The sequence below is a fragment of the Herbaspirillum sp. NPDC101396 genome (genome assembly GCF_044767365.1).
Classification (GTDB): Bacteria; Pseudomonadota; Gammaproteobacteria; order Burkholderiales; family Burkholderiaceae_D; genus Herbaspirillum.
Window position 1 is genome coordinate 518,176 of the sequence record NZ_JBIWNT010000005.1, and the last position, 26,223, is coordinate 544,398.

A 26,223-nucleotide genomic window follows, 5' to 3' on the forward strand; every position below is an offset into this window, starting at 1 on the left:
ATCTCCATTGAGTTACTTCCAAGGCAACATTTCTTAAATAAGGAAAACACATTTGACTCTCGGTAGAGAATATTCGCTTATCGAAGAGGAGTTGCGGATTAGCGTCAGAACTTTCGCTACCTCGTCAAACCTAGCTAACGAGCGAACCGTCCTCATGGCCGAACTCGTTCGCCTGACATCTCTCTTGCCGTCATCAAATATGGCTCGCTGGGAATACGTAATCCGTCGCGAACTCTCATTCGTAAAACATACGCTTGCCACTACTAAAAAGGCCAAGTGGTGGTCGCTCTTCTCAACTTCCGCAGAGAGCGTAGAGCGTGCCCGAATTCTGAGTTGGATTGACTTGGTTGATGCCAATGGTTATACCCGTGAACGCACTTTACGCACGCTAGCCGACGCCGCACCCAATGGCTTCTTCTTTGCATTAGCTGCCCGGCGCCTAAACGACTGGGTTGCGCAAGTCAGAAGCGCCGCCAGAGAGACTGTTCCAGAAATTGCGAGGGTGACTAACCCCAAACATGTAGCTGATGCAATATGTGCCTTACTCCCGGCGTGGTCTTCCTGGGGGCGTATGGATGAGTCTGACAGTCAAACGATCCTAAATCTCATCGCCATTAGAGGAGTTGCTTCAGAACTCATGGATCGAGTGATTTCATCTCCAATCGGGCCAATGCCTCAGGTCTTTGCTCAAATTTTAAGAACTTCCACTCTAGACGAGCATTTGACGGAAATTGCTATGCGCGCAGTTCAACCTGCCGTACGTGCGAAGGCCTATAGAGTGCTACTACTCGGGGAGGCAACATGGGTCGAGGGGGCTCGTTGGAGATGGACGGATGTGAGGTACTGCGAAGGCCGAGTGGAAAAAATCCATGGAACAAGGCTGCTGACGATTGCACCTGTACTGCTGGACGTCTTGAATGCAGCCGCATCGGACCGATCGTCAATCGTACGAGGTGTAGCCTCAGAGGCCCTCGTCAGGGAAATGAATACGCCTGGAATCCCCTCGCTCGCTCTGGCTCGCCGCTTCGCCGAAGATGACTCGTCGTCAGTGGCTGAACGCGGAAAGTTCGTGTTGAAGAAGCTTGGCGAGAGTGCTATTTCGGCGTAGTTTTTCGCTCATTGTCATCTAGTGTTCCGATAGCCTGCATGTCGGCTTCCGGCCAGAAGCAGCCAAATACCTAAATAAAAAAAGGGGATTCATGTTCTTTCTGTTCATCGCCTTGCCATCCGTGCTTGCAATAGGCTTCTCGTGCGTCACTTGGAACAGCCTCAATCGACCATGGTTGTTTGTCATTCTCTCGACCGTGGTCCTTAATATCATCTATGCCTTCGTGGCACTCACCTTCGGCCCGGGCACATCTGGCTTTTTAGAGTATAGAGACCCTGCCAGCGTTTCCTTGGATAAGCCGCTGCTTGGCCCCGATGCTGTATTCATGATTCAGTGTTCAGTAGTGGCAATTCTTCTACTGCTCGTGGCGTGGTATTTCTTCCGCAAAGCTACTTAGAGAGGTCCGCAATCGGCCAGTTGCGGACATAAGCCCGAATAGCAGTTCTGAACCTGGCGGCAGTCCAGACGACTGGTCGCAGGGTATCCCTGAACGAGCGTGCAACCCGGCTATTTCAACCAGGTCATCTCCGTTGTTTTCCCATCGAGATAGTCTGCATTGAGCTCGGCAATATCGCGCACGTAGTCCCAGAGCGCCCGGATGCGCGCCAGTTCGCGGCGCTCGGGCGGCGCGACCAGCCACAGCGAGCGGGTGATGTCGACCTTGTCCGGCAGGATCGGCACCAGGTCGTCCGTCACGCTGCCGAGGAAGCAGGGAATGATGGCGATTCCCAGCCCCGCTTTTACCGCTTGCGCCTGCGCGACGACGCTGGTGCTGCGCAGGCAACGCGGCAGCGATGAACTCCATTTGTGCAAATGGAATTGTTGCGGCGAGAACAGAAGGTCATCCACGAAATCGATCCAGCGGTGATCCTGAAAATCCTCGACGCGCCTGATCGGCGAATGGTGCTCCAGGTACTCGCGGCTTGCATAGGGCAGCAGGCGGTACTCGCCCAGCTTCCTGGTGACAAAACTGTTGGTCCTGGGGCGGTCCAGCGCGACCGAGGTATCGACTTCCCTTTTTGAAATATTCAGCGATCGCGGCAGCGGCAGGACATCCATGTTCACGGCCTGATGGCGCTGGCAGAAATTGGCGAGGTGCGGCATCAGGAAGAAGGTGCCGAAGGCTTCCGTGGCGCCGATCCTGATCTCTCCGCTCAGCTCCATGCGATCGCCCTGGGAGACCTGCGACTCGATCACGGACAGCGTGCTTTCGAGCTTCTCGGCGTGCTCCAAAAGATGATGTCCGGCCGTGGTCAGACGCAGCCCCTGGGCGCTGCGATCGAAGAGCTTCGCGCCGACGTCCTTTTCCAGTTTTCCCAGTCGCCGCGAAACGGTCGACTGACTCATCTTCAGCAGGTGGGACGCCTCGAGCCCCGACTGGGTGCGCGCTGCGGCAAGAAATACCCTGAAATCATCCCAATCGAAATTGCTCATTTTTTATCTCCCATGGCTATCCATATTTGCATAACCATCTTCCGTTTTCGTCTGTAGCAAATGCAAAATTTGCAAACTATGATGATTATCACTTTTTAAGAAAAAGCGGCAAGAAGAAAAATTTTCACAGACAGAGGCCGCGCAAAAACTGTCATCGACAGCACGCCGAATGTTTATTCAGCGATCTCTGAAGATCCTTATTTTGTTTTGCCCCGGAGACAATGTGACGAACATCACTCAGCATTTTGCCGACCTCGACGAGGTCACGCTGCACTACCTCATGGCCGGCAGCGGCTTCCCCGTCGTTTTGCTGCATGGCATTCCGCAGACCTCCCATGAATGGCGGTATGTGATGCCTCACCTGGCGCAGCACTATCGCGTGATCGCGCCCGATTTACGAGGCCTGGGCGACTCGTCCCGGCCAGCCGCCGGCTACGACAAGAAGACCGTGTCGAATGACGTATGGCGCTTGCTGAAGAAACTGGGTATCGACGCCTTCCATCTGGTCGGACATGACTGGGGTGGACCGACCGCTTTTTCGCTGGCGGCGCAGCATCGGGATGCAGTGAAGAAGCTGGCGATTCTGGACGTGGCGATTCCCGGCGACGGCGCCGACTTTTCGCAGAACGGCCGACGTTGGCACCACGCGCTCTTTCGCACACCGGATCTTCCGGAAGCGCTGTTCCAGGACCGGGAACATCTGATCATCAACTGGTTCTTCGAAAACTACGGCTACCGGCCGAACTGCATCAGCGAAGAGGACCGCAGGGAATACCTGCGCACTTATGTCAAACCGGGCGCGATGCGGGCGATGTATTCCTTCTATCGCGCACTTCCTCAGGATGCCGAAGACAACCAGGTGATGCTGCAGAAGGACGGAAAGTTGCAGATGCCGGTGCTGGCGCTTGGCGGCGCCAGAGGATTCGGTCGCGGGATGGAAACGCTGGAATCCCTGCAACGCGTTGCGGAAGATGTGCGGGGCGGATTGATTCCCGACGCCGGCCATTGGGTCACGGAAGAACAACCGGAGTTCATTGCCAACGAGCTCCTGAATTTTTTTGCCGAAAACTGAGCACAAAACGAAAACGAGGAGACAGACATGGACATCAACCGACGCAAGCTCATCCTTACCGGCGCAGCCGCCGCCGGCGCTTCAATCGCCTTCCCTTCGCTGGTCTGGGGGCAGGCGCAATTCAAGATGAAATGCGCCAACATCATGCCGGCCGATCACCCGCTCAATATACGGCTGACGGAGGCGAGCGCCAGGATCAGGGAGCAGACCAATGGCCAGGTCGAGATCGGCATTTTTCCGTCCAGCCAGCTCGGTACGGATGCGGACATGTTGTCGCAGGTGCGGGCCGGCGCGATCGACATTTTCGTCCAGTCGGGGCTGATCCTGGGATCGCTGGTCCCGGTGGCCGCCATCAACGGTATCGGCTTCGCCTTCTCCGACTATGCAAAGGTATGGCAGGCGATGGACGGTCCCTTGGGGAAAAACATCCAGGCGGCCTTCCTGAAGTCCAACCTGATTGCGTTCGACAAGATGTGGGACAACGGCTTCCGCCAGGTCCTGTCGTCGTCCAAACCCATTCGCACGCCGGACGACCTGAGAGCCTTCAAAATCCGCGTCCCGCCCAGCCCTTTGTGGACATCGTTGTTCAAGTCGCTTGGCTCCGCGCCGGTGTCGATTCCTTGGGCCGAGACTTATTCTGCACTGCAAACCCGGATGGCGGACGGTATCGAGAATGCGCTGGCGACCATCTACTTCTCCAAAATGTATGAGATCTCCAAATACGTCTCTTACACCAACCACATGTGGGACGGCTTCTGGACCGTCGCCAACAGGAAGTCATTCGAGTCGCTACCGGCATCGTCGCGCGATATCGTCGTCAAGGTATTCAACGAGGCGGCGGTGAAACAGCGCACCGATGTCGAAAAGCTGAATGGCGAACTCGCCGGCAACCTGGCGACCAAAGGGGTCCAGTTCACGAAGGTCGACCGGGCGCCGTTTCAGGAGAAATTGCGTCACGCCGGCTTTTACGGCGAATGGAAACGCCGCATGGGCGACGAAGCATGGTCCCTGCTGGAAGCCACCACGGGAAAGCTGGCCTGACTGCGGATCTCTTCGATGCCGGCGCCATCCTCCGCATCGCGCCCGGTGGCCAGCTGCGATCAATCACGACAGCGCCCCGGCGTTGACCAGGCATGTCGCTTGCGATGTGCCTTTTTTTCCCGGCACACTGCCACTTGCTTGCGCCGCGAAGACACCGGAACTTGCTATCCTGTGTTCCGTTATCAATCCTTTCCTCAACCGTCATGAAAACCAATTTGCCTGTCGCGCTGGTCACCGGATCAACCTCGGGCATTGGGGCCGCCATCGCCCGGAAGTTTTCTCAGAACGGCTTTGCCGTCGTGATTCACTCGAGGGCATCATCTGACGCGGGAAGGAAAATTGCGGAGGAATTGCCTGCCGCCTTCTACGTCCAGGCGGATCTCTCGGTCGACTCCGACCGGGAACGACTCGTCGCCGAAGCTGTTGCCCGCTGGGGGCGTCTCGACGTCCTGGTCAACAACGCAGGCATCAGCCGCGTCGTCCCTCACGATGATCTCATGGCAGCCAACTCAGCCATCTGGCGCGAATTGAATGAAGTGAACCTGATCGCGCCGTTCCACCTGACCGCGCTGGCGGAAACGGCGCTCCGCAATGCCGCAACCTCAGGCCGCCCCGCTTGCGTTGTCAATATCAGTTCGCATGCCGGCGTTCGTCCAAAAGGTGCATCGATTCCCTATGCGGCGACCAAAGCGGCGCTGAATCACGTCACGAAATTGCTGGCCCTCTCCCTCGCGCCGGACATCCGGGTCAATGCGATTGCTCCCGGATTGGTGGATACGCCGCTCACCGCCGAATGGGTTGCCGCGCAAGAGCTGTGGCGCACCCGCTCGCCCATGCGCAGAGCTGCCGCTCCGGAAGACATCGCCCAGTTGGTGATGATGCTGGTGGAGAGCGATTACCTTACCGGCGAGATATTGCTTGCAGATGGCGGCCTGAATTTGACGTGAGCGCAATGGGCTCAGGGCTGGATCAGTCACGATTCGTCAGAGACTGTCTTTGTCCGCCTGCCCACCACCCCTGCCCCCTACCCTGCTTCTGCTCATGCCGCTGCGACGTGAGCGGCCGCGCGCCCGCCGTGCAGGCCAGGCAAACCTGGTCGTTCCCATAAATTTTCAATTGGCATTGAACATTCTTCGGTGTGACGCGTTCATACCTGCTTTTGGCCGGAAGATCGGTCAATGCCACTATTTCAAAGACGACAAGGTTATCAATGCGAAGACGAATGCAATCGCTGGCGGCGCTCCTGCTGCTGTCCGCTTCCGGCGCTGCGCCCCTGGCTCTGGCAGCCGACGCCGCGGCGCTCTGCGCCGCCGATCTGAAGGTGGACAAGGAAAAGCTGGCGGCGCGCCTGCTGGCCGCTTATCCGGTGAGCACCGCCTACCTGGCGGTGGGTGAACATCCGGCGCCGCTGTCGTCCTACCGGGCGCTGGCGTCATGGCTGCTCAAGAAACGCGCCGCCGAAAAACCGTCGGGCGGCGCATGCAAAGGCGACAGTTGCAACGCCGACCACATTGCTGACGACCTGCAGAATCTGCTGGATGGCAAGGACGCTCAATTCAAGCCGACCGGTGGCGCCGATGCCAACACCTTCTTCGACGCCGACAATCAAAGCAGCCTGACCTGCGTCCAGAGCGACGCGCAGCTCAAGCTGCCGCATGCTGCGTCGGCCGCCGTCATGACCGCCGCGCCGGCTGCCGGGGCGGCCGCAGCGGCTCCTGCAGCCGCTCCCGCATCCGCATCCGCCGGTACCGCAGCGCCGGCAACGCCGACGTCGCATGAACCAAGCTGGATGGATCCGGTGCGCGTTCGCGGCAACCCCGATCAGCTGTCCATCGATCGCAGCAACCAGGCTGCGTATGCATCGGTCGACCGCGCCCACCTGACGCTGGCCAATGACGACGTGGCGCAATCGCGCACCAACGATATCGTGGTGTTCACCGGGTATTCTTTCGACAAGCGTCCCATGGACGGCAACGGCAGCACCTACGAGGCGGTGCCTTACGTCGGCTTCAAGCAGAACCGCATCACCAACTACAACGGCGGCGCCATCACGGTGGACACCACCCGTACCGGCCAGGCCGGCGTGCTCTCGTCATTCCACTTCGCCCATCCGGGGTCAGCCAATACCGAAGACCTGACGGCGCGGCCGGACTACCTCGTCAACAGTTCCGATGGCAGCCGCCTGCTGACCATCAACTTTACCTACACGATGGTGCGCCCCGGCATCCTCAACGATTTCATCCGCTGGAACAACGGCCTCGCCTTCAAGCCCATCCTGGTCGGCCAAAGCCGCAACGGTACGTATCTCGACCGCGGCGAAGCGGCGGTCTACGAACAGCACCAGGACTTCATCCGCCTGGGCGCACAGGCGGGCTTCACGCTGGCCTCGACCAATCCGAAGCTGCCATTCGACTTCACCACCACCTATACCGGCCTCAAGGCCTTGCAGGGTTCGCGCAGCATCCATTACTGGAAGGGCGCGCTGACCTACAACTTCAACCAGAACGTGGGTCTGAGCCTCGATTATTCGAACGGCCTGCTGCCGGACACGGGCGACGCCGAGCGCAAGTGGGGACTGGGCATCGCCACCAAGTTCTGAGTTACCCGCGCTCTTGCGGAGCCACAGCAAAAAGGGCACATGCACTTTCGGGAAAACCGAAGTGCACGTGCCCTTGCACGCTGGTGAGGACGTCAATAACGATGAATTGAAAAAGTCTCTTTACTTGTAGAAAGCTTCGACCTTGCCTTTGACCTTCGTCAGCAAGGGATTGCCTTTGCGATCGAGCGCTTTGCCGGCGGGGACCTTGATCCATCCTTCGCTGATGCAGTATTCGTCGACGTCGGTACGCTCTTTGTCGTTGAGCCTGATGCCGACTTCGTGTTCAAAGATGGCGGCATTGAAGTAAGGGCTGCGCGGATCGATCGAGAGCCGATCAGGGAGTGGGGGGCGTTGTGTAGTATCGTTCATGCCCATAATTATCGACGATAAGATTGCGCAAAACAATTTTTTGTTTTCTTGTCGGGTGGCGCCAGAGCGGCTGCATTGCTTTCCTTCAATTTTTCTCCTCATGTCATCACTGAAATACCTGAACGCTTATTCCGAACAAACACGCGAGCAAGTTTCGCAGTTGCTGGCGCAGGATCGCCTGCGCGAGGTGCTGATGAAGCGTTACCCGAAGGCGCATGATCTGCGCACCGACAAGTCGCTTTACCAGTATGTCCAGGATCTCAAAACCGAGTTCCTGCGCAATGCCGAACCGATCAACAAGGTCGGGTATGACAGCAAGATTCACGTGATCAATCACGCGCTGGGAATGCACACGTCGATTTCACGTATCCAGGGTGGAAAACTGAAGGCCAAACATGAAATTCGCGTCGCCGCCTTGTTCAAGGACGCGCCGATTGAATTCCTGCGCATGATCGCCGTCCACGAGCTGGCGCATATAAAAGAGAAAGAACACGACAAGGCGTTCTACAAACTCTGTTCGTACATGGAGCCCAACTACCATCAATACGAATTCGACATGCGCCTGTACCTCACGGAGCTGGACAATTCCGGACGACGCCTGTGGGGTGCGGAGAAATAAAGACGCTCACGCAGAGATGCGCGAATAAAAAAGCCCGCCACCGGCATGGGCCGGTTGCGGGCGAGGCAGCCGTGTCGGGCTGCGAGGAGATACGGTATCTGAGTCAGTGAGCGACGCGCTCTAAATATGGGCGTCGCGACCATGCTGCGACAGGTCCTTGAAAATGGGAATCAGACGCAGGCGATGGTCGTCTTCTTCCTCGGCCCGCTGATCTTCGGCGTCGAGGAATTTCAGATGCTTGTCGACCGAAAAACAGGCCCACACGAGGAGCACGTCGAGAAGAATGATTCCGATGCTGGTCAAGCTGATGCTGGAGCCCATGATTGAATCCTTTCGGTCGAATGTTGCGGTAGGAAACGCTGCATTTGAATCAATCATACTCATCAGAATGTAGTCGGCATATCAGTCAAATCCTGATTTCCGAAGGGCAATGATGTTGCCTCCATGAGAACGCGGCAGCCGGTGGCGCGCAACCATGCTCACCTTGCCCCAGGCGACCGGGGGCCGAGCGTCAGCCCCCCAAAAAAAAGCCCGCATGCGCGGGCTTTTTTCCTTGCGATCTGCCTGAAGCATCAGGCGCTGCGGCGTTCATCCCTGATCTGCAAAGCCGGGTTGACCACGTTGGCGTCGACGCCCAGCGGACGCAGCGGCACGATGCGGGCGGAGCCGGACAGCGCCGGATCTTCCAGGCTGAACACGCCGACTGCCTGGTTCAGCCTGCCGGCCTGGTCCTGCAATGTGCTGACGGCGGCGCTGGCTTGTTCCACCAGGGCGGCGTTCTGCTGCGTGACCTGGTCCATCAACGCGATGGCGCGGTGCACTTCTTCGATGCCGATGCTTTGCTCGTGGCTGGCGGCGGAGATTTCGCCGACCACGTCGGTGACGTGCTTCACGCTGGCGACGATCTGCTCCATGGTTTCGCCGGCCTGGCCGACCAGCGCGGCGCCGGTGTCGACCTTCTCAACCGAGTCATCGATGAGCGACTTGATTTCCTTGGCGGCGGCCGAGCTGCGTTGCGCCAGGCTGCGCACTTCGGTGGCGACCACGGCGAAGCCGCGGCCTTGTTCACCAGCACGTGCGGCTTCCACTGCGGCGTTCAGCGCCAGGATATTGGTCTGGAACGCGATGCCGTCAATCACGCCGATGATGTCGACGATCTTGCGCGAGGATGTATTGATGGAATCCATGGTGTGCACCACCTGGCCCACGATCGCGCCGCCCTGCATGGCGATTGCGGAAGCATTGCGCGCCAATTGGTTGGCTTGCTTGGCGTTGTCGTCGTTCTGCTTGACGGTGGAGGTCAGTTGCTCCATCGCCGAGGCGGTTTCTTCCAGCGAAGCGGCCTGGTCTTCGGTGCGTGCTGCGAGGTCGCGATTGCCTTCGGCGATCTGGGCGCTGATCTCGGTGACGTCGCTGGCGGCGTCGCGTACTTCAGCGACGGTGCGGCGCAGGTTGCTGCTCATTTCCGACAACGCAGCCATGATGCTGTCGCGTCCCTTGCCGAGATCCTTGTCCTGCTCGATGGCGTGGTAGAGCTCACCGCGGTCGACTGCGAAGGCCAGTTCCTTGACTTGTGCCGGTTCGGCGCCAAGTGCGCGGCGGATGTGACGGGTGATCAATGTCGCCAGCACGACGCCGGTGGCCATGGCAATCGCCAGCAGGACCAACATCAGCGCCTGGAAGCCGTGCGCCAGGTTGCGTGCACGGGCCGATTCAGCCTGGGTCATCTGTTCTTGCAGGTCGATGAACTTGTTGATCGACGCCAGCCATTCGACGAAAGCCGGCTTGCCTTGCTGCAGCATGATCTGGCGGGCGCCCTCGGTATCACCCGAGGTGCGGGCGACGATTATGCGTTGCACCAGCGGCATGGCGCGCGCTTCGATGGCCTTGATGGCGGCGAGGTCGGCGCGTTCTTCGGCGCGGATGTTCTTGCCTTTTTCACCGGAGAAGATAGCGTCCAGCGGTTGCGCCGATTGCTGGTAGTCGTTGTCCAGTTTGCTGATCAGGCCGGTGACGTCCTTGACTTCGGCGTCGCCCACCAGGGTCAGGTCGCGCAATGCGATGGCGCGATCGTGCACGCTGCCGCGGAAGTTGATCGCGTAACGCTGCTTGACGTTGTTGTCGTCGCTGATGGTGCTCAGGCTGCCTTCGATGGCATTGACCTTCATGATGCTGAGCACGGTGAGCGCCACCATCATGGCCAACACGATGGCGAAGCTGATTCCGAGGCGGGCTGCGACGCTGATGGCAGGCCGTGGCGATTGGTTCATGGTGATGCTCCCTGAGGTTGTACGCCGTCCGGAGTCGGCGCTTTTTATCTTGTTTTGGCGGTTGTTCGCATCTTGCGGTGCACAACAACCGCTAGCTGACGCAATCTTAGGGAATATCAATGAATAGTAAAAATTGATAGTTTTCATCAGTTCAATAGTTTTTATACACGACCCTTTCCAGTGCTGGATTAGCGCCGGATTTCCAGGTGGAAATGAGGTTGGACTGGCAGAAATGGTCAGAAATCTTTTTGCAAAAATACAAGAAAGAGCAATGAATGCCTGCGCGCGCTGCTCTGCCGACACTTTATGCAAAGAAATCATCGACCGCCGCCGGCCGGGCCTTGCGCATTACAATACGTTCCTGTTTGATTTCATTGCGCGCCATGCTGACCGTTGTCTCGATTCTCACCACGACCGCCCTGTTCAGCGTGGCGATGCTGCTGGTGCTGGGATCCCTGCTGCGTTCACCGGTGGCGGGTGTGCGCGAATGGTTTTTCGCCAACCTGGCAATGGTGGTGTCGCTTCCGTTGCTGGCCTTGCGCAATACAATTCCCGATGCCATTTCCATCGTCGTTGCCAACGTCATCGTGTCGCTGGCGGGCGCCTTCTATTACGCCGGCTGCGCGCGTCTTCTCGGCCGCCCGACGCGGTGGAAGCAGATGCTGGCCGGCGTGGCGCTGGTCGGCGTCGCCATGGTCGTGTGGCGCTACGTCGACGCCAACCTGCCGCTGCGCGTTGCCGCCTCCACGAGCTTCAACGCCATCATCTGTACTGCCGTCGGCGTGATCCTGCTGCGCCATCGCCCGCGCGATCGCAGTCCATATAATTTCTGGTTCGCGGCGCTGATGGCCTTCCTGTTCGCGGCGACGCAATTGGTGCGCGGCCTGTACTTCCTGACGCTGGCGCCGGACGAATCGCTGGCCATGCTCAACAGTGTCTGGAACATCAGCTTGCTGACCGTCGGCGCGGTAGTCATGCCGACGCTGACGATGATCGCGGTGATGATCGTGCATGACGCCATGCTGGCCAAGGTCGAACACGCGCTCAACCACGACCACCTGACCGGTGCGCTCACGCGCAAACGCTTCGAAACCATCGCGCGCGATTTGCTGGCGGGAGGGCAGCCGATACAGCCGACAGCGCCGCCGGTGCTGCTGCTGATCGACCTGGATCATTTCAAGCGCATCAACGACACCCATGGCCACGCCGGCGGCGACGACGTATTGCGCGCCTTCGTGCAGATGGCGCGCGGCGTCATGCGGCCGGGTGATGCGCTGGGGCGACTGGGCGGAGAAGAATTCGGCTTGCTGTTGCCGGCCACAAGCGCAGCCGATGCCGCTGCCATGGCGGAGTCGCTGCGCGCACAGGCGGAAGCCCAGATCGTGTCGGGCCAGTTCGGCGCCTGCCGCTACAGTATCAGCATCGGGGTCGCCTTTGCGCGACGCGACGACAGTCCCGACCGCCTCAACGCGCGCGCCGACCGCGCTCTGTACGTCGCCAAGAATGGCGGCCGAAACCGGGTGGCGATGGAAGAAATACAGCCGGAAACAAAACTGCCGGCAAACGCCGGCAGGAATGTGGTGCGGGCCTGACGCTGCCTGATCAATCGGCGGCGCGCAGCTTCTTCACTTCCGCGTCCGATGGTTGCAGGCTGGCGCCGTCGACGTACACGAAGCTGCTCATGATGCCCTTGCCGTCCTTGACGCCGGTGCGGCCGACGAAAGCACCCAGCGTCGACTGGTGATCCTGCGCGCGGTAGGTGATGGTCGCCACCGGCGTCTCCACCTTCAGACCTGAAAACGCTGCCGCCAGTTTGTCCGAATCGGCGCTGCCGGCTTTCTTCAGCCCGGCCGCAATCGACATCAGCGCGCTGTAACCGACCAGCGAACCGTTGCGTGGATAGTCATTGTATTTCTTGCGATAGGCGTCGACGAATTTCTTGTGCTCGGGCGTATTGATGGCGTACCACGGGTAGCCGGTCACGAGCCAGTTGCTGGGCGCTTCCGCGCGCAGCGGGTCGAGGTATTCCGGCTCGCCCGACAGCAGCGACACCACTTCGCGTCCTTCAAACAGACCGCGTGTATTGCCTTCGCGCACGAACTTGCCGAGGTCGGTCGCGAACAGCACGTTGAAGATCGCATCCGGCTTGGCGTCCGCCAGGGCTTGCGTGACCGCGCCGGCGTCGATCTTGCCCAGCGGCGCCGCCTGCTCGGCGACGAATTCGATGTCCGGCTGCGCCGCCTTCATCAGCGTCTTGAAGCTGGCGACGGCGGATTGGCCGTATTCATAATTCGGATAGACGATGGCCCAGCGCTTCTTCTTGAGCTTGGCGGCATCCTTGACCAGCGACGCCACCAGCATGTAGGTCGAAGGACGCAAACGATAGGTGTACTTGTTGCCGTTGTGCCAGACGATCTTGTCGGTCAGCGGTTCGGCCGCGAGGAAGAATATCTTGCGCTGCTTGGCGTAGTCGGTCAGCGCCAGACCGGTGTTGGACAGGAAGCCGCCGAACAGAAGCGACACCTGTTCGCGCTTGACCAGCTCTTCGGCCACGCGTACCGAGTCGCCCGGATTGCCGTTGTCGTCGCGCGAAATCACTTCCAGCTTCTTGCCGAGCACGCCGCCTGCGGCGTTGACTTCTTCCAGCGCCATTTCCCAGCCCTGGCGGTACGGCTCGAGGAAAGCCGGCTGCGCCTTGTAGCTGTTGATCTCGCCGATCTTGATGGTGGCTTGCGCTGCGGCGTTGCCGGAAAAACCTGCGGTGGCCAGCGCCGCCGCAACGGCGGTGAACTGCAGTATGTTCGTAAAGCGGAGTCGCGAATTCATGGTGTCCTTCCCGGTAAAGACGACAAGTATAGCGAGCGTCGGGAATTTGCACCTGTACGCGTCCTTGTTGCAGGAAGGAAAATATTCAGCATGTCAGCAACGGCGGACCCGGACGGCCGCATTGCAGGAAGCCATCTGCGCACGTATCATGGCGGAGTTTTGGTGCTCGCGGTCAGATTCCTTGACCGCAGTTAAACGGGAAACACGCGCTGTGTATTAGTTGTTGCAGCGGCAAACGTGTGCTGTCCCCGCAACGGTAAAACAGGCGTCGCGCATTGATGTAGCGCGACAGGTTTCCTCCATAGTCCACTGTGCCGCTTCAGATTTCAGGCATGGGAAGGCGAGGCGATCGGCCCTGTTAGCCCGGATACCGGCCAGAACGGATGGAAGCGAGCGGCCGGGGTATGTCGTGAACTGCGAAGCACTGCGCACTGCATACCGAATCCGTCATCCGCTCGACCGCCTCCGTTTGCGAGAGCTGTCGTCGCTTGCCGCATTCGTGCGTCCGCCGTCTTCGCACTTCACTCACTCACCGTTTTGCCCGTTTCCTTTGATCACAGCGCGCGGGGATGCGCGCCGTACAAAAACAGACCGCCACCATACACCACGCACCACGGATATGGCGGTCATCAAAGGGAAGCTCACATGAAACACTCTGCATCGCTGCGCACCGGCAAACCGCGCCTGTCTCATTTGCCGTATGCGCTGGCCGGCGCGTTCGGTACCTTTGCCGCCCTCCAGGCCGGCGCCGCCTTCGCACAAGCGACCGAGGCCTCGCTGCCCGAGATCACGGTATCGACCCAGGACGGCGGCAGCCTGAAGGCGCCCTCGACCGCCGGCGGCCGTCTCAACCTGACGCCGCTGGAAACCCCGGCCAGCGTCGCCGTCATCATGGGCGACACCATCCGCGACCGTGGCTACCAGACCCTGCTCGACGCCGAAACGCGCGCGCCCGGCGTGACCTCGGTGCCGTTTTCCGGCAACGGCAACAACTCGCTGTCGGCGCGCGGCTTCTACGGCCCCAATTCGATTTCGCAACTGTACGACGGCTTGCAGTTGTACAACGCCGGCGGCGTCGTGACCTTCCCGGTCGATCCGTGGAATGTGGAACGCGTGGAGTTCCTCAACGGCCCCGCTTCGGTGCTGTACGGCACGGGCTTCGTCGGCGGCGCGGTCAACGTCGTGCCCAAGCGGCCCGACCTGAATCTGAAACAGCAGTCCAATGAGGTGCAGTTTTCGGCCGGCTCCTTCGGCACCTATCGCAAGGCCTTCGACAGCACCGGCCCGCTCAGCGACACGCTGGCCTATCGCCTCGACGTCAGCCACGTCAATTCGGACGGTTGGATGGACCGCGGCCGCAGCGACAGCCTGACCGTGTCCGGTTCGCTGCTGTGGAAAGCCACGCGCGACCTGACTCTGACGCTGGCCAACGACTACGCCGATATCCATCCGGGCAGCTACGAAGGCACGCCCATCGTCAACGGCGCCATCGTACCCGGCACGCGCTTCAAGAATTACAACGTCGATGACGCCCAGGTGCGCTTCACCGAAAACCGCACCTATCTGCGCGCGCGTTACGAGCTCAACGACAAGGTCGTGCTCAACAACGACGTCTACCTGATCAAGCACGACCGCCGCTACAAGGAAACCTATACCTACACGTACAACCCGGCCACCGGCAACGTCGCGCGCTCCAACTACCGCGACATCGTCGGCGCACAGACCCAATACGGCGATCACGGCTACGCCACCATCGACAGCGAGCTGTTCGGCAACAAGAACCAGCTGGTGGTCGGCTTTGACCTCAACCGCTCACTCTACGACCGCAACGACAACACCAACGCCGCGGGCAACTTCGCCGGCAGCACCACCGTCAATGCGCTCAACTTCAATCCGGGCACGTTCGCACAGGGCAACTCGCCGGCCATCCGCGCCTTGTATCGCGTTACCGTCGACCAGGCCGGATTGTTCCTGCAAGACCGCTATCAGCTGAACAAGCAATGGGCCGTCACCGGCGGGCTGCGCGGCGACAACTACCAGACCAAGCGCGATGACTTCATCACGCGCCTGACCGCCAACGGCAACCAGAATGCGGTGTCATGGAATACCGGCGTGGTCTTCACACCGGTGACCGACACCTCGCTGTACGCACAATACGCGGTGGCATCCGATCCGGTCACCTCGCTGGCCAGCATCAGCGCATCGCAGATGCAGTACGGCGTGTCCAAGGGCAAGCAGGCCGAAGTCGGCGTCAAGCAAGCCTTGTGGAACGGCCGCGTGGAATGGACGCTGGCGGCTTATCGCATCATCAAGAACAACCTGCTGGCGCCGAACATCAACAACACCGCCCTCTCCGACACCGTCGGCCAGCAATCGTCGCGCGGCCTGGAAGGCTCGCTGACCTTCAAGCTCAACGACGACTGGCGCGTCGAGGCCAATGCCTCGGTGCTGCAGGCGCGCTTCGATAACTTCGTCGCCACGGTCGGCGGCAAGGCGACCTCGCTGGCCGGTTACCGTCCGCAGTTCGTGCCGAAACGCACCGGCAACCTGTTCGTGCTGTGGAACGCCACGCCGCAAGTGGAAGCCCGCACCGGCGCCCATTACGTCAGCGATCGCTACTCGGACAACACCGACCAGTCGCGCCTGCCGGCGTACACCGTGCTCGACGCCGGCGTGGCGTGGAAGGCGACTCCGAAGCTGAAGTTCGATTTGCGCATCGACAACCTCACCGACAAGGTCTACGCCGCATCGACCTACGCCGGCACGGCGACGCAATGGATCCTGGGCGCACCGCGCACCTACACGGTCACCGGCAACTATGCGTTTTGACCGGATCATTCCGCTGCAGCAACAGCAGCAGCCCCAACGACGACGGCTGTTGCGGCTGTTGCTGCTGTCGCTGGGGCTGCCGTTGCTGGTGCGGGCGCCCTCGGTCCATGCCGCAGACACCCTTCACAGCCTGACGTTCAAGGACGACGTCGGTCGTGAACTCACCCTGAAGACGCCGCTGAAACGCGTGGTCGTCTTCAACCGCTACACCACCGAATTCGTGCGCGCCGTGGCCGGCATGCAGCCGGTGGTGGGCGTCGACATCGACTCCGCGCGCAGCCATAGCTACTGGCCGACGGTGACGCCGGCCATGCTGGCAGGACAGGGGCAGTCGAGTCCCAATTACGAAGCCATCGTCGCGATGCAGCCGGATGCGGTTTTCTTCCCGCGCAACAGCGACTGGCAAAAGGCGGCCACCGTGCTCGGCCGCTTCGGCATCCCGGTGGTAGTGGTCACTGCCTGGGACGTGCTCAAGCATGAAGAAAACGTCACGCTGTTCGGCCGACTGTTCGAGCAACCGCAACGCGCCACCAAACTCAACGCTTTCTATCGCCGCTACCGCGACCTGCTGGCTCAGCGCTTGCAGAACCTGCCGATGGCGCAGCGCAAGCGCGTCTACATTGAAGAAGTCGGCGCCTACAAGACCCTGTTGAAGGGCTCCGGCTGGCACGACATGGTCGAGGTCGGCGGCGGCGTCAATGTGTTCCGCGACGTCAGCGTCCTCAGCCAGCCGTCGGCGCGCGGCAGTGTGCAGGGCTTCAGCGTCGATCCGGAAGAAGTCGTCGCGCGCATGCCCGACGTCATCGTCAAACTTGAACCAGGCCAGTACGAACCACATAGCCGTGCGTTCTCGCTGCAAGTACTGGAAGCGGTCGCCGCGCGCCCCGGCTTCGATCGCATTCCGGCGGTGCGCAATCCCCCTGTGCAGGTGTATCACATCAGCTATTACCTGGCAGGCGGTTGTTCCAAGATCATCGGTGCATTACAGATCGCCAAATGGCTGTATCCGGATCGCTTCAAAGACATTGATCCCGACCAGGTCATGCGCACCTGGCTGGAGGATTTTCAACAGGTGCCGGCGCCGGGTGGTTACACCGCATCGCTGGCGGAGCTGCGCAAATGAACAAGACTCTTCTCATGCAAGCGTTGCAGCGTCATCAGCGTCGCAATGCGCTGGCGATGGTCGCCGGCGTCGCTCTGCTGATCGCCGCGATGGCGCTGGCCGGATCGCTGGGCGCGCAAAAATTCGGCATGGCGACCAGCCTCCGCGCTCTGTTCGCGCCGCTACTGCCGGCGGCGTGGCTGAGCGACATTCCGGCGTGGCAAATCTCGCTGCTGCAACAGCTGCGGCTGCCGCGCATCGTCATGGCGGTGGTGGCCGGCGCCGGCCTGGCGCTGGCTGGCGTGGCCATGCAAGGCATCACGCGCAATCCACTGGTGAGTCCCTACACGGTCGGTATTTCGCCGGCGGCGGCGTTCGGGGCGTCGCTGGCGATCTTGTCAGGTGCGACGGGCATCGCGGGCGCCTGGAGCGGCCTGTATCTGACCGTCGCGGCCGCCTTCGCCAGCGCGGTATTGTGCGCGACGTTGGTGTTGGCCTTCTCGGCGTTGCGCGGCGTCAGCGCCACCATGCTGGTGCTGGGCGGCGTCGGCCTGACCTATTTGTTCAGCGCGTTGACCGCCAGCGTGCAGTTCGTCGCCACCGAACAGCAACTCGCGGCCATCGTGCAATGGACCTTCGGCTCGCTCAACGGCAGCACCTGGAATGAAGTCGCGGTGGCCGGCGGCGTCTTGCTGCTTGGTGCGCCACTGCTGCAATGGCATGCCTGGGCGCTCAATGCGTTCGCCGCCGGCGGCGACGACATTGCCGCCTCGCTGGGCTTTGCGGTCGGCCGCGTGCGCACCGTGGTGACCGTGGTGGCGGTAATGATCACCGCTGCGGTGGTCAGCTTCACCGGCGTGATCGGTTTCGTCGGGCTGGTGGCGCCGCATATCGCGCGCCTGCTGATCGGCGGCGACCATCGCTGGTTGTTACCCTTCTCCGCCATCGTCGGCGCGTTGCTGGTGCTGTTGTCGGACATGGCCGGACGCCTGTTGTTCGCGCCGGTGATCATCCCGGTCGGCATCGTCGTCGCCTACGTCGGCGTGCCGCTGTTCCTGCATCTGTTGCTGTCGAGCCGGCACAAGGCGGGCCTGTGATGCTCAAGATCTCCGGATTGCATTACCGTCATGGCAAGCGCCTGATCCTCGACAACATCGACCTGCAAGTCGGCGCGGGAGAAATCGTCTGCCTGGTCGGCCCCAACGGCGCCGGCAAAAGCACGCTGCTCAAATGCATCAACCGCATCATGCCGTCGCAGCACGCCGGCATGACGCTGGCCGGCGACAATCTGCAGGACATGTCGCGCCGCAACCTGGCGCGCGCCATTGCGTATGTGCCGCAGCATACCGGTCCGGCCATGTCGCTGCGCGTGGCCGACATGATTGCGCTGGGCCGCGCGCCGCACCGCACCTGGAACAGCGGCGATCGTGATCGCCGCATCGTGCTCGACGCCATCGAGCGCCTCAAACTGCAGACGCTGGCGCTGCGCCCCTGCGACGAACTCAGCGGCGGCGAACGGCAACGCGTGCTGCTGGCGCGTGCGCTGGTGCAGCAGGGGCGTTTGCTGTTGCTGGATGAGCCGACCAGCGATCTCGACTTGCATCATCAGCTGGAAGCCATGACCGCCGCGCGCGAAATCGCCGACGCGCAAGGCAGCGGCGTGCTGATCGCCATCCACGACCTGGCACTGGCGGCGCGTTTCGCCGATCGCCTGGTGATGCTGAGGGAAGGCCGTGTGGTGGCGCAGGGACATTGGCGCGAGGTGCTCACGCCGCAGCACATCGAGGCGGTCTACGGCGTCAGCGCGCGCATCGGCAGCGACGGCGATATTCCTTATGTGATTCCCCTGCGCACGCCATGACCGCTGCGCGCAAACTCCTGATCGCCTTCGACCAGTCGGCTTATTCCGCCGGCACGACGCACGCCGACGCGCTGCGCAATACCTTGCAGCTGGCGCAGCACTGCGAACGGATCGGCTATCACCGCTTCTGGGTGTCGGAGCATCATAGCAATCCCGCCATCGTCGGCAGCGCGCCGGAGGTTCTGCTCGGTGCGCTCACCGCGCTGACCTCGCGCATCCGGATCGGCGCCGCCGGCGTCCTGTTGCCGTTCTATGCGCCGTTCAAGGTGGCGGAACAGTTCAATGTGCTGGAGGCGCTCGCGCCCGGACGCATCGATCTCGGGCTTGGACGTTCGCCGGGCGGTGACGGCAATGCCTTCCGCGCGCTCAATCCCGGAGGCGACGGCGACCGCCTGAAGTTTGAACAAAAGATACGTGATCTGTGTACGTGGCTGTCCAAGCAGACGCCGGGCGACGATGACAAATTGGCCGGATTGAAGACGCTGCCGCACAATCCCGGCGTCGCGCAAGCTTGGCTGCTGGTGACCTCCATCGACGGTGCGCGTTCTGCCGGCCAGCTTGGTCTGCCGATGTGTTTCAACTATTCGGCAGAACAAAGCGTGGGAATTTCCGAGGCCGCGTTCGACGCCTACCGCGCCGCGTTCCGCCCCGGTGCGTTATGCGAAGCGCCCTATACGGCCATGATGGCCTGGGCGCTGGCGGCTGATACGCATGAAGCAGCGCGCCGCCTGTTCGCCTCGCGCGGCTTGTGGCGCACGCGTCTCGACGACGGTGTGCGCGAGCCGCTAGAGTCGGTGGACACCGCGCTGGCCTATCCCTACACGGCGCAGCAGCGCGAACGCATCGGGCTGCAACTCGAACGTAATTTTGTCGGGACCGCCGACGAGGTCATGGGCAAGCTGCATCGGCTGGCCGACAACGCCGGCGCCGACGAGATCGGCATCACCGCCTGGACTTACGCACTGGAAGATCGCCTGCGCTCATTCGAGCTGCTGGCGCGGGCGCATCATCATTCTGTCCACGGCGATCAGGAGTCAGCGCTGTAGATTTCCGGCGGCATCGTCGGCCACATGCGCGAATTGACCGCTGGCGAAATGCGTTCTATACATCTCTTGATCATCTATTTGATTTTTCTCGTTGGCCCACGAAAATAACCCGGCTTCTGCCGAAGCACGCCCATCCGGAAGGAGCGGAACGCTACTATTTCCGCCCACACTGAACAGAGGCCGACATGAAGAGAATTTTCCTGCTGCTGGCATTAGCCGCACAAGCCGCCGGTGCATCGCTCCAGGCGCATGCACAAGTCCTGACCGAAAAACAGATCTCGCAGGACCTGGCCCGCGACATCGCGATTGCCGCTATTGAGCAATGCCGCAAGGACGGTTACCAGGTTACGGTCGCGGTGGTCGACAAGGCCGGGCAGGAGCGCGCCGTGCTGCGCGACGACGGCGCCGGACCAAGCACCGTGAACACAAGCCGCCGCAAGGCCTATACCGCGGTGGCCTTCAAACGCAGCACCTCCGAGACGGCCCGGCTGATTGCTGCCGACATGGTCAGCGCCAATCTCAAGGATGTCTCCGATGTGCTGATCCTCGGCGGCGGCGTGCCGGTCCTTGCCGGCGACCAGATCATCGGCGCAATCGGCGTGTCAGGCGCTCCGGGTGGGGACAAGGACGACGCCTGCGCGATGGCCGCCGTGGCGAAATTCGCCGGCAAGCTTCAATAGAGACTATTACCTTGCAGGCGAACCTCAGTTACCCATGCCGACGTGGTACTGCTTGTGCATGGTCCACACCGAGTTCTTGACCTGGTAGGTAGAGAAATTCACATCGCGCAGATCGCCGTGGGCGTCAAAAGAAATCGTACCGGTCAGGCCGTTGTGCTTGATCGCATGCAAGGCCGCGGTCACCTTGCGCGGATTGGCCGAACCGGCGCGCACGATCGCGGCCGCCAGCACCTGCACCTGGTCATACGCCACCGCCGAGTACGCGCCGGGCGCGGCGTTGTAACGTTGCTGGTAATTCTTCTCGAAGGCTTCGAACTGCTTCGACTTGCGTTGATGGGCGCCGGGCATGATTGACACCGTGCCTTCCGCACCCGGCCCGGCCGTCTGCAAATACATCGGCCCCACCAGCGAGGCCGCCGTCACCAGCGGCGCCTCGATGCCCAGCCGGTACATGTTTTGCGCCAGCATCGCGCTTTGCGATCCGAGTCCGCCAAAGAACACCGCGTCCGCCTTGCCGACCCGGATCGCCTTGAGGATGTCGTTGAAGTCGTAGGTCGTGGCGCTGACCGAATTGACGCTGACGATCTTGCCGCCGAGCTTGGTGAAGGAAGCTTCGAATTTCTCCTTGTAGTCGCGCCCGAACACGCTGTCGTCATGCACGATCGCGACGCGGCTCTTGTGCAGTTCCTGCGCGACGTAAGCGGCCAGCACGGCGGCGCGCTGCTCGTCGTAGGCGGCGATGCGGAAAGCGCTGTCATGGCCCTGCTGGGTAAAGCGCCGGGTACCTGAAATGGCGAAATGCGGGATACCGGCTTTCTGATAGATCACCGACGAGCTGACAGCGACCGCGCTGTTGAAAATACCGACCACGCCGGCGGTATCGCTCTTGGCAAAATAGCGCGCCGCGATTTCAGCGATACGCGGATTGGATTTGTCGTCCTGCACCTGCAGCTTGAGCACCAGACGGTCGCCGCCGACGCGCAGGTCGGCGCCGTTGATCTCGTCGACCGCCATCTTGACTGCATTGAGCATGCTGGTGCCGCTGGCGCTGCTCAGACCGGTGAGCGGTCCGGCGAATCCGATGGAGACGTTCTTGTCGGCAGCCATCGCCGGCGACTGCAATCCGGGCAACTGCCACCCCAGCAGCGCCGCCATGGCCAGCAGCACCATGCTGCGTTTGCCTTGCTTCTCCATATGTCCCTGTCCTTTCGACATCGCGCTGATGTAGTTATAGGTGCGCGATGGCGATAGTTATATCACTGCGCCCGGGGGCGCCATATGGGGAAAATGAAGGATAAAACCGGGCGATTTCCATCTCACGGCGGATGTTGCCGAAAATGCATCGGGATCAGCGTTGAGGCGTATCGGCCGGATCCCAGTCATCGTAGACCTGCTCCAGCGCGTCACGCAGCAAAGACATGCGCTCTTCGCCGAGCAATCCGCCCATGCGCCGTTCGGCCTGCGCGCTCAGTTCGACGGCGGCGGCGTGGAGTGCCTTGCCGCGCCGCGTCAACGTGACCAGCTTGGCGCGTCCGTCGTCGGGATCGGGCACGATATCGAGATAGCCGAAACCCTCCAGCTGCTCGACCAGGTACGCCATGCTCTGTTTGGTCATGCCGGCGCGCGCGGCCAGATCGACTACGCGGCTGCCGTCGGCGGCGATGGCGCGAAACACGGCGCTGTGCGCCACCCGCACTTCAGTGAAACCACGCGCCGCCAGTTCGCCGTACAGCCACACGGCCATGCGATCGTAGGCGCCGCGCAACAATGCGCCGAGCGTGCGATGCCGGTCCGGGATGGTCTCGGCGCGTGCGGCGACTTTGCTTTTCTTGCCGACGCCGGCCTTGTCGATCTTGCCGTCTTTGCTGCCGACAGCGACGTGCTTGCTGGTTTTCTTGGTCATGCTCCATCTTGACACATAGACAGACTATATGTCTATAATAGACAGAATAACTGACTTATTTACCAAAAAAGGGAAAGCCGCATGAACGCCATCCAACACAACCTCGACGTCGTCGACCGCCACATCCGCGACGAGGCGCGCGACGTCGACAGCGTGCTGGCGCTGTACACCGACGACGTCGTGTTCGAAGCGCCGCACCGCGCAATCCGGCTGGTCGGCAAGCAAGCCATTCGTGAGATGTATGTCGCCATGTTCGGCGCCATGGCGGAGGTGGAAATCGAACCGCTGGACCGCTTCGCCACCGAGACGCGCGTGGTGGACGACATGCTGGCGCGCTTCCGTATCGCCGGTCCCGGCATCCGCAACTGTCCGCTGTCGGTCGGCGTGCGCGTCGAGCTGCGCCTGATCCATCACTTCACGATGCGTGACGGCCTGATTGCACGTGAACAGACGTTTGAAGTGTGGAATCGGATCCCCTGAAGAAGAAGGTGCGTCAGCGCAAGGCGTCGGCCCACGGATGCCGCGCGCGATGGCCTCGTTCGAACTCGGTGATGGCTGGCAGCATCTGCAGGGTGGCGCCGACCATGTCGAGTCCGTCGACGATCATCTTGCGGTGGCGCTCGGCCAGCGGAAACCTGAAGTCCTGCGTGGCGCTGTGCACTGCGCAGGTATGCAGGTCAATCTCCAATTCATGATGACCGGACGCGACGTCCTGCAGCAAGGCGTCGATCTGCTCCTGCGGCAGCACGATCAGCAGAAGCCGGTTGTTGAGCGCATTGCCGAAAAATATCTCGCCGAAGCTGGGCGCGATCACCGCCTCGATGCCGAGCTGCTGCAAACCCCACACCGCATGTTCGCGGCTGGAGCCGCAACCGAAGTTGGGGCCGCCGATGATGAATTTCGCCGCGCGAAAACCATCCTGATTGAGGATGAATTCCTTGCGCTCGCTGCCGTCCGGATGGAAGCGCAGGTCGTACAGCACGCCGCGGTCAAGTCCCTGCTTGGTGATGATGCGCAGGAATTGCTTGGGCATGATCTGGTCGGTGTCGAGATTGTCGATCAGGATCGGTGCGGCTACGCCGCGCAGTGTCTGTGTTTGCAATGCTTCATGCATGGCTGTCTCCCGCTCCCGGATGCAAGGTCCTGACGTCGGCGATGCTGCCGGCCAGCGCCGCCGCTGCCGCCATCGCCGGACTCATCAGATGGGTGCGGCCGCCGCGTCCCTGGCGACCTTCGAAATTGCGGTTGGTGGTCGAGGCGCAGCGCTCGCCCGGTTCCAGCACGTCGTCGTTCATCGCCAGGCACATCGAGCAGCCCGGTTGGCGCCACTCGAAACCGGCGTCAATGAATATCTGCGCCAGTCCCTCCCGCTCGGCCTGGCGGCGCACCGCGCCGGAACCGGGCACCACCATCGCGCGCACCGAGGCTGCCACATGTTTGCCGCGGATGATGGCGGCGGCGCTGCGCAAATCCTCGATGCGGCCGTTGGTGCATGAACCGATGAAGACGCGATCCACCGGCAACCCGAGCAGCGACTGCTGCGCCTGCAAATCCATGTACGCCAGCGCCTGCGCAGTGGCGCCCTCATCCGATGGCGGCGTCAGCGCATCCACCGCGATAGCCTGGTCGGGACTGGTGCCCCAGGTGACGTAAGGCGCCACCTGCGCGGCGTGAAAAACGTACTCGACGTCGAAGTGCGCGCCTTCATCCGAATGCAGCGCGCGCCAGTCTTCCATCGCCTGCGCGAACGCGGCGTCGTCGAGATTGGCCGCATGGCTGCGCACGTACGCGAAGGTGGTGGCGTCGGGGCGGATCAACGCGGCGCGTGCGCCGGCTTCCACCGCCATGTTGCACAAGGTCATGCGCGCTTCGGCCGACAAGGCGGCGATGGTCGTGCCGCAGAACTCCACCGCGTAACCGCGCGCGCCCTGCGCGCCGATGCGGCCGATGATCATCAGGATCAGGTCCTTCACTGACGTTCCCGACGGCAGCTCGCCGTCGACGCGGATGCGCATGTCTTGCGCCAGGCGATAGACCAGCGTCTGCGTGGCGAGGATGTGTTCGACTTCGGAGGTGCCGACGCCGAAACCCAATGCGCCCAGTGCACCGTACGTCGTCGTGTGGCTGTCGCCGCACAGGATCACCATGCCCGGGCGCACCCAGCCGTGTTCGGGCGCGATGATGTGTTCGATGCCCTGGTCGTCGTCGGTGGTGTCGAACAGCGTGATGCCGAAGCCGCGGCAATTGCGTTTCAGGTTGCTCGCCTGCAGCGCCGACGGCGGATCGAAGATCACACGCTGCGCGTTGCCGACCGGATGCGTCGGGATGATGTGCGACACCACGGCCAGCTGCTGGCGCGGACGCAGCACCGGCCGGCCTTGCTCGCGCAGGCTGCTGAAGGCTTGCGGGCTGGTGTATTCGTTCATGATGTGAAGATCGGCGTAGAGCAGCACGTGCTGCTCGTCGAGCATGGCGACCGTGTGCGAGTCGACCAGTTTCTGGTAGAAGGTGCGGGTTGGCATGATGGTCTTCCTGTGGGCTGGCAGAGCAGGTTTCAGGCGTGGAAGAACGGCAGTACTTCGGCCAGCAGTTCCTCCGGCGCTTCTTCCGGGACGTAGTGGCCGCAGGCCAGCGCACGGCCGCCGAGCCGGCCTTCTTCCGTGAACTTTCGCCATTCCGTGAGCGGGTCGAAACAGCGTTCGATGACGCCTTGTTTTCCCCATAGCGCCAGCACGTCGCAGCGGATCTTGTTGCCGGCGGCGAGATCGTGGCGCTCGTGTTCGAGGTCGATGCTCGCACTGGCGCGGTAGTCTTCGCAGATGCCGTGGATGGTGGCCGGATCGCGCAGGCAGCGCAGATATTCGGCGTAGGCTTCGGGCGTGAACGGCTTGAGGCCGGCGCTGCGGCCGCCGATGGTGTGCTTCAGGTAATCCTCGGGATGCGAACTGAGCAGGGTCTCGGGAAACGGCGCCGGACGGATCAGGAAGAACCAGTGGTAATACGCGGTGGCGAATTCCAGGCTGGTCTGCTCGTACATGGCCAGCGTCGGCGCGATGTCGAGCAGCACCAGTTTGCGGATCGCGGCCGGATGATCAAGCGCCATGCGGTAGGCGACGCGGCCGCCGCGATCGTGTCCCATCAGGAAGAACTCGTCGAAGCCCAGCGAGGCCATCAGGTCGATCTGGTCCTGTCCCATCACGCGCTTGGAATAATTGCTGTGGTCGGGCAGGCCGGCCGGCTTGCCGCTGTCGCCGTAGCCGCGCAGGTCGGCGGCGATGACGGTGAAGCGCTCCGCCAATGCGGCGGCGACCTTGTGCCAGATCGCGTGCGTCTGCGGGTGGCCGTGCAGCAGCAGCAAGGCCGCGCCGCTGCCGCCGCGTACGTAGTTGATCGTCGTGCCGTTGACCGCGGCGACCTGGCGTTCGAATCCTGAAAACATGGCGACTCCTCGTTGGCGAGCTGGA

25 protein-coding genes and 1 riboswitch are annotated in these 26,223 nt (G+C 61.6%); of the genes, 15 read left to right on the plus strand and 10 right to left on the minus strand.

Translation table 11 applies throughout. The features are described 5' to 3' along the window. Window positions 1–154: 154 nt before the first annotated feature. Both ACIROY_RS19730 and ACIROY_RS19735 read left to right on the plus strand, forming a co-directional pair. A complete protein-coding gene (locus ACIROY_RS19730; protein WP_402343499.1) occupies window positions 155–1,108 on the plus strand; it encodes a hypothetical protein in 954 nt (317 codons plus the stop codon). 91 nt (window positions 1,109–1,199) lie between these two features. Then, complete coding sequence (locus ACIROY_RS19735) at window positions 1,200–1,505, plus strand: hypothetical protein (RefSeq protein WP_402343502.1); 306 nt, start codon at window positions 1,200–1,202, stop codon at window positions 1,503–1,505. Window positions 1,506–1,615: 110 nt separating this feature from the next. On the opposite strand, the gene ACIROY_RS19740 is transcribed toward ACIROY_RS19735, so the two are convergent. Further along, complete coding sequence (locus ACIROY_RS19740; RefSeq protein WP_402343505.1) at window positions 1,616–2,542, minus strand: LysR family transcriptional regulator; 927 nt, start codon at window positions 2,540–2,542, stop codon at window positions 1,616–1,618. 223 nt (window positions 2,543–2,765) lie between these two features. On the opposite strand from ACIROY_RS19740, the gene ACIROY_RS19745 reads away from it, so the two are divergent. From ACIROY_RS19745 to ACIROY_RS19760, 4 genes are all read left to right on the plus strand, one after another. Then, window positions 2,766–3,614, plus strand: a complete 849-nt coding sequence (locus ACIROY_RS19745; RefSeq protein ID WP_402343508.1) for an alpha/beta fold hydrolase — start codon at window positions 2,766–2,768, stop codon at window positions 3,612–3,614. Window positions 3,615–3,641: 27 nt separating this feature from the next. Next, complete coding sequence (locus tag ACIROY_RS19750) at window positions 3,642–4,655, plus strand: TRAP transporter substrate-binding protein (RefSeq protein WP_402343511.1); 1,014 nt, start codon at window positions 3,642–3,644, stop codon at window positions 4,653–4,655. Between the two features lie 203 nt (window positions 4,656–4,858). Then, window positions 4,859–5,602 (plus strand): SDR family NAD(P)-dependent oxidoreductase, encoded by a 744-nt coding sequence (locus tag ACIROY_RS19755; RefSeq protein ID WP_402343514.1) that lies wholly within the window; start codon window positions 4,859–4,861, stop codon window positions 5,600–5,602. Between the two features lie 263 nt (window positions 5,603–5,865). Continuing rightward, window positions 5,866–7,254, plus strand: a complete 1,389-nt coding sequence (locus ACIROY_RS19760; protein ID WP_402343517.1) for a hypothetical protein — start codon at window positions 5,866–5,868, stop codon at window positions 7,252–7,254. 120 nt (window positions 7,255–7,374) lie between these two features. Here ACIROY_RS19760 and ACIROY_RS19765 read toward each other — a convergent pair whose 3' ends face one another. After that, window positions 7,375–7,623, minus strand: a complete 249-nt coding sequence (locus ACIROY_RS19765) for a DUF3297 family protein (protein ID WP_053197472.1) — start codon at window positions 7,621–7,623, stop codon at window positions 7,375–7,377. Between the two features lie 100 nt (window positions 7,624–7,723). On the opposite strand from ACIROY_RS19765, the gene ACIROY_RS19770 reads away from it, so the two are divergent. Beyond that, complete coding sequence (locus ACIROY_RS19770) at window positions 7,724–8,242, plus strand: YgjP-like metallopeptidase domain-containing protein (RefSeq protein ID WP_402279066.1); 519 nt, start codon at window positions 7,724–7,726, stop codon at window positions 8,240–8,242. Between the two features lie 120 nt (window positions 8,243–8,362). Here the strand turns inward: ACIROY_RS19770 and ACIROY_RS19775 are convergent, their stop codons facing one another. Together ACIROY_RS19775 and ACIROY_RS19780 are read right to left on the minus strand one after the other, a co-directional pair. After that, window positions 8,363–8,563 carry a hypothetical protein gene (locus tag ACIROY_RS19775; RefSeq protein WP_402343520.1) on the minus strand — a complete coding sequence of 67 codons (201 nt, stop codon included), beginning with the start codon at window positions 8,561–8,563 and terminating at the stop codon, window positions 8,363–8,365. 251 nt (window positions 8,564–8,814) lie between these two features. After that, a complete protein-coding gene (locus ACIROY_RS19780; RefSeq protein WP_402343523.1) occupies window positions 8,815–10,512 on the minus strand; it encodes a methyl-accepting chemotaxis protein in 1,698 nt (565 codons plus the stop codon). A gap of 383 nt (window positions 10,513–10,895) precedes the next feature. Between ACIROY_RS19780 and ACIROY_RS19785 the strand changes: the two genes are divergently transcribed. Further along, complete coding sequence (locus tag ACIROY_RS19785) at window positions 10,896–12,104, plus strand: diguanylate cyclase (protein WP_402343526.1); 1,209 nt, start codon at window positions 10,896–10,898, stop codon at window positions 12,102–12,104. 10 nt (window positions 12,105–12,114) lie between these two features. Here the strand turns inward: ACIROY_RS19785 and ACIROY_RS19790 are convergent, their stop codons facing one another. After that, the gene (locus tag ACIROY_RS19790) at window positions 12,115–13,338 is read right to left on the minus strand and encodes an ABC transporter substrate-binding protein (RefSeq protein WP_402343529.1); all 1,224 of its coding nucleotides are present in this window, start codon (window positions 13,336–13,338) and stop codon (window positions 12,115–12,117) included. Window positions 13,339–13,481: 143 nt separating this feature from the next. Beyond that, window positions 13,482–13,732, plus strand: a riboswitch (cobalamin riboswitch). 251 nt (window positions 13,733–13,983) lie between these two features. On the opposite strand from ACIROY_RS19790, the gene ACIROY_RS19795 reads away from it, so the two are divergent. The 6 genes from ACIROY_RS19795 (at window position 13,984) to ACIROY_RS19820 (ending at window position 20,856) form a co-directional block, all read left to right on the plus strand. Beyond that, window positions 13,984–16,167 carry a TonB-dependent receptor gene (locus ACIROY_RS19795; protein WP_402343532.1) on the plus strand — a complete coding sequence of 728 codons (2,184 nt, stop codon included), beginning with the start codon at window positions 13,984–13,986 and terminating at the stop codon, window positions 16,165–16,167. After that, on the plus strand, window positions 16,157–17,290 hold the full coding sequence (locus tag ACIROY_RS19800; RefSeq protein ID WP_402343535.1) for an ABC transporter substrate-binding protein: 1,134 nt from the start codon (window positions 16,157–16,159) through the stop codon (window positions 17,288–17,290). Before ACIROY_RS19795 ends, ACIROY_RS19800 begins: the two co-directional genes overlap by 11 nt. Then, window positions 17,287–18,366: a FecCD family ABC transporter permease gene (locus ACIROY_RS19805; protein ID WP_402343538.1), complete on the plus strand. Its 1,080-nt coding sequence runs from the start codon at window positions 17,287–17,289 to the stop codon at window positions 18,364–18,366. Before ACIROY_RS19800 ends, ACIROY_RS19805 begins: the two co-directional genes overlap by 4 nt. Further along, window positions 18,366–19,130, plus strand: coding sequence for an ABC transporter ATP-binding protein (locus tag ACIROY_RS19810; protein WP_402343541.1), 765 nt, complete (start codon window positions 18,366–18,368; stop codon window positions 19,128–19,130). Before ACIROY_RS19805 ends, ACIROY_RS19810 begins: the two co-directional genes overlap by 1 nt. Then, on the plus strand, window positions 19,127–20,176 hold the full coding sequence (locus ACIROY_RS19815; RefSeq protein ID WP_402343544.1) for an LLM class flavin-dependent oxidoreductase: 1,050 nt from the start codon (window positions 19,127–19,129) through the stop codon (window positions 20,174–20,176). Before ACIROY_RS19810 ends, ACIROY_RS19815 begins: the two co-directional genes overlap by 4 nt. A 185-nt stretch (window positions 20,177–20,361) precedes the next feature. Beyond that, window positions 20,362–20,856, plus strand: a complete 495-nt coding sequence (locus ACIROY_RS19820; RefSeq protein ID WP_402343546.1) for a heme-binding protein — start codon at window positions 20,362–20,364, stop codon at window positions 20,854–20,856. A 24-nt stretch (window positions 20,857–20,880) separates the two neighbouring features. On the opposite strand, the gene ACIROY_RS19825 is transcribed toward ACIROY_RS19820, so the two are convergent. After that, entirely contained in the window at window positions 20,881–22,050 is a 1,170-nt protein-coding gene (locus ACIROY_RS19825) for a branched-chain amino acid ABC transporter substrate-binding protein (protein ID WP_402343549.1), read from the minus strand. A gap of 154 nt (window positions 22,051–22,204) precedes the next feature. Beyond that, a complete protein-coding gene (locus tag ACIROY_RS19830; RefSeq protein WP_402343551.1) occupies window positions 22,205–22,759 on the minus strand; it encodes a MarR family winged helix-turn-helix transcriptional regulator in 555 nt (184 codons plus the stop codon). A gap of 81 nt (window positions 22,760–22,840) precedes the next feature. Between ACIROY_RS19830 and ACIROY_RS19835 the strand changes: the two genes are divergently transcribed. Beyond that, window positions 22,841–23,239 carry a nuclear transport factor 2 family protein gene (locus tag ACIROY_RS19835; protein ID WP_402279041.1) on the plus strand — a complete coding sequence of 133 codons (399 nt, stop codon included), beginning with the start codon at window positions 22,841–22,843 and terminating at the stop codon, window positions 23,237–23,239. Between the two features lie 13 nt (window positions 23,240–23,252). Here ACIROY_RS19835 and leuD read toward each other — a convergent pair whose 3' ends face one another. From leuD to ACIROY_RS19850, 3 genes are read right to left on the minus strand one after another with little or no spacing between them, the layout of a single operon-like run. Further along, a complete protein-coding gene (leuD, locus tag ACIROY_RS19840) occupies window positions 23,253–23,873 on the minus strand; it encodes a 3-isopropylmalate dehydratase small subunit (RefSeq protein WP_402279039.1) in 621 nt (206 codons plus the stop codon). Next, window positions 23,866–25,281, minus strand: coding sequence for a 3-isopropylmalate dehydratase large subunit (gene leuC, locus ACIROY_RS19845; RefSeq protein ID WP_402343554.1), 1,416 nt, complete (start codon window positions 25,279–25,281; stop codon window positions 23,866–23,868). The genes leuD and leuC overlap by 8 nt, the downstream gene beginning before the upstream one ends. A 32-nt stretch (window positions 25,282–25,313) precedes the next feature. Beyond that, window positions 25,314–26,198 carry an alpha/beta fold hydrolase gene (locus ACIROY_RS19850; protein ID WP_402343557.1) on the minus strand — a complete coding sequence of 295 codons (885 nt, stop codon included), beginning with the start codon at window positions 26,196–26,198 and terminating at the stop codon, window positions 25,314–25,316. Window positions 26,199–26,223: the final 25 nt, after the last annotated feature.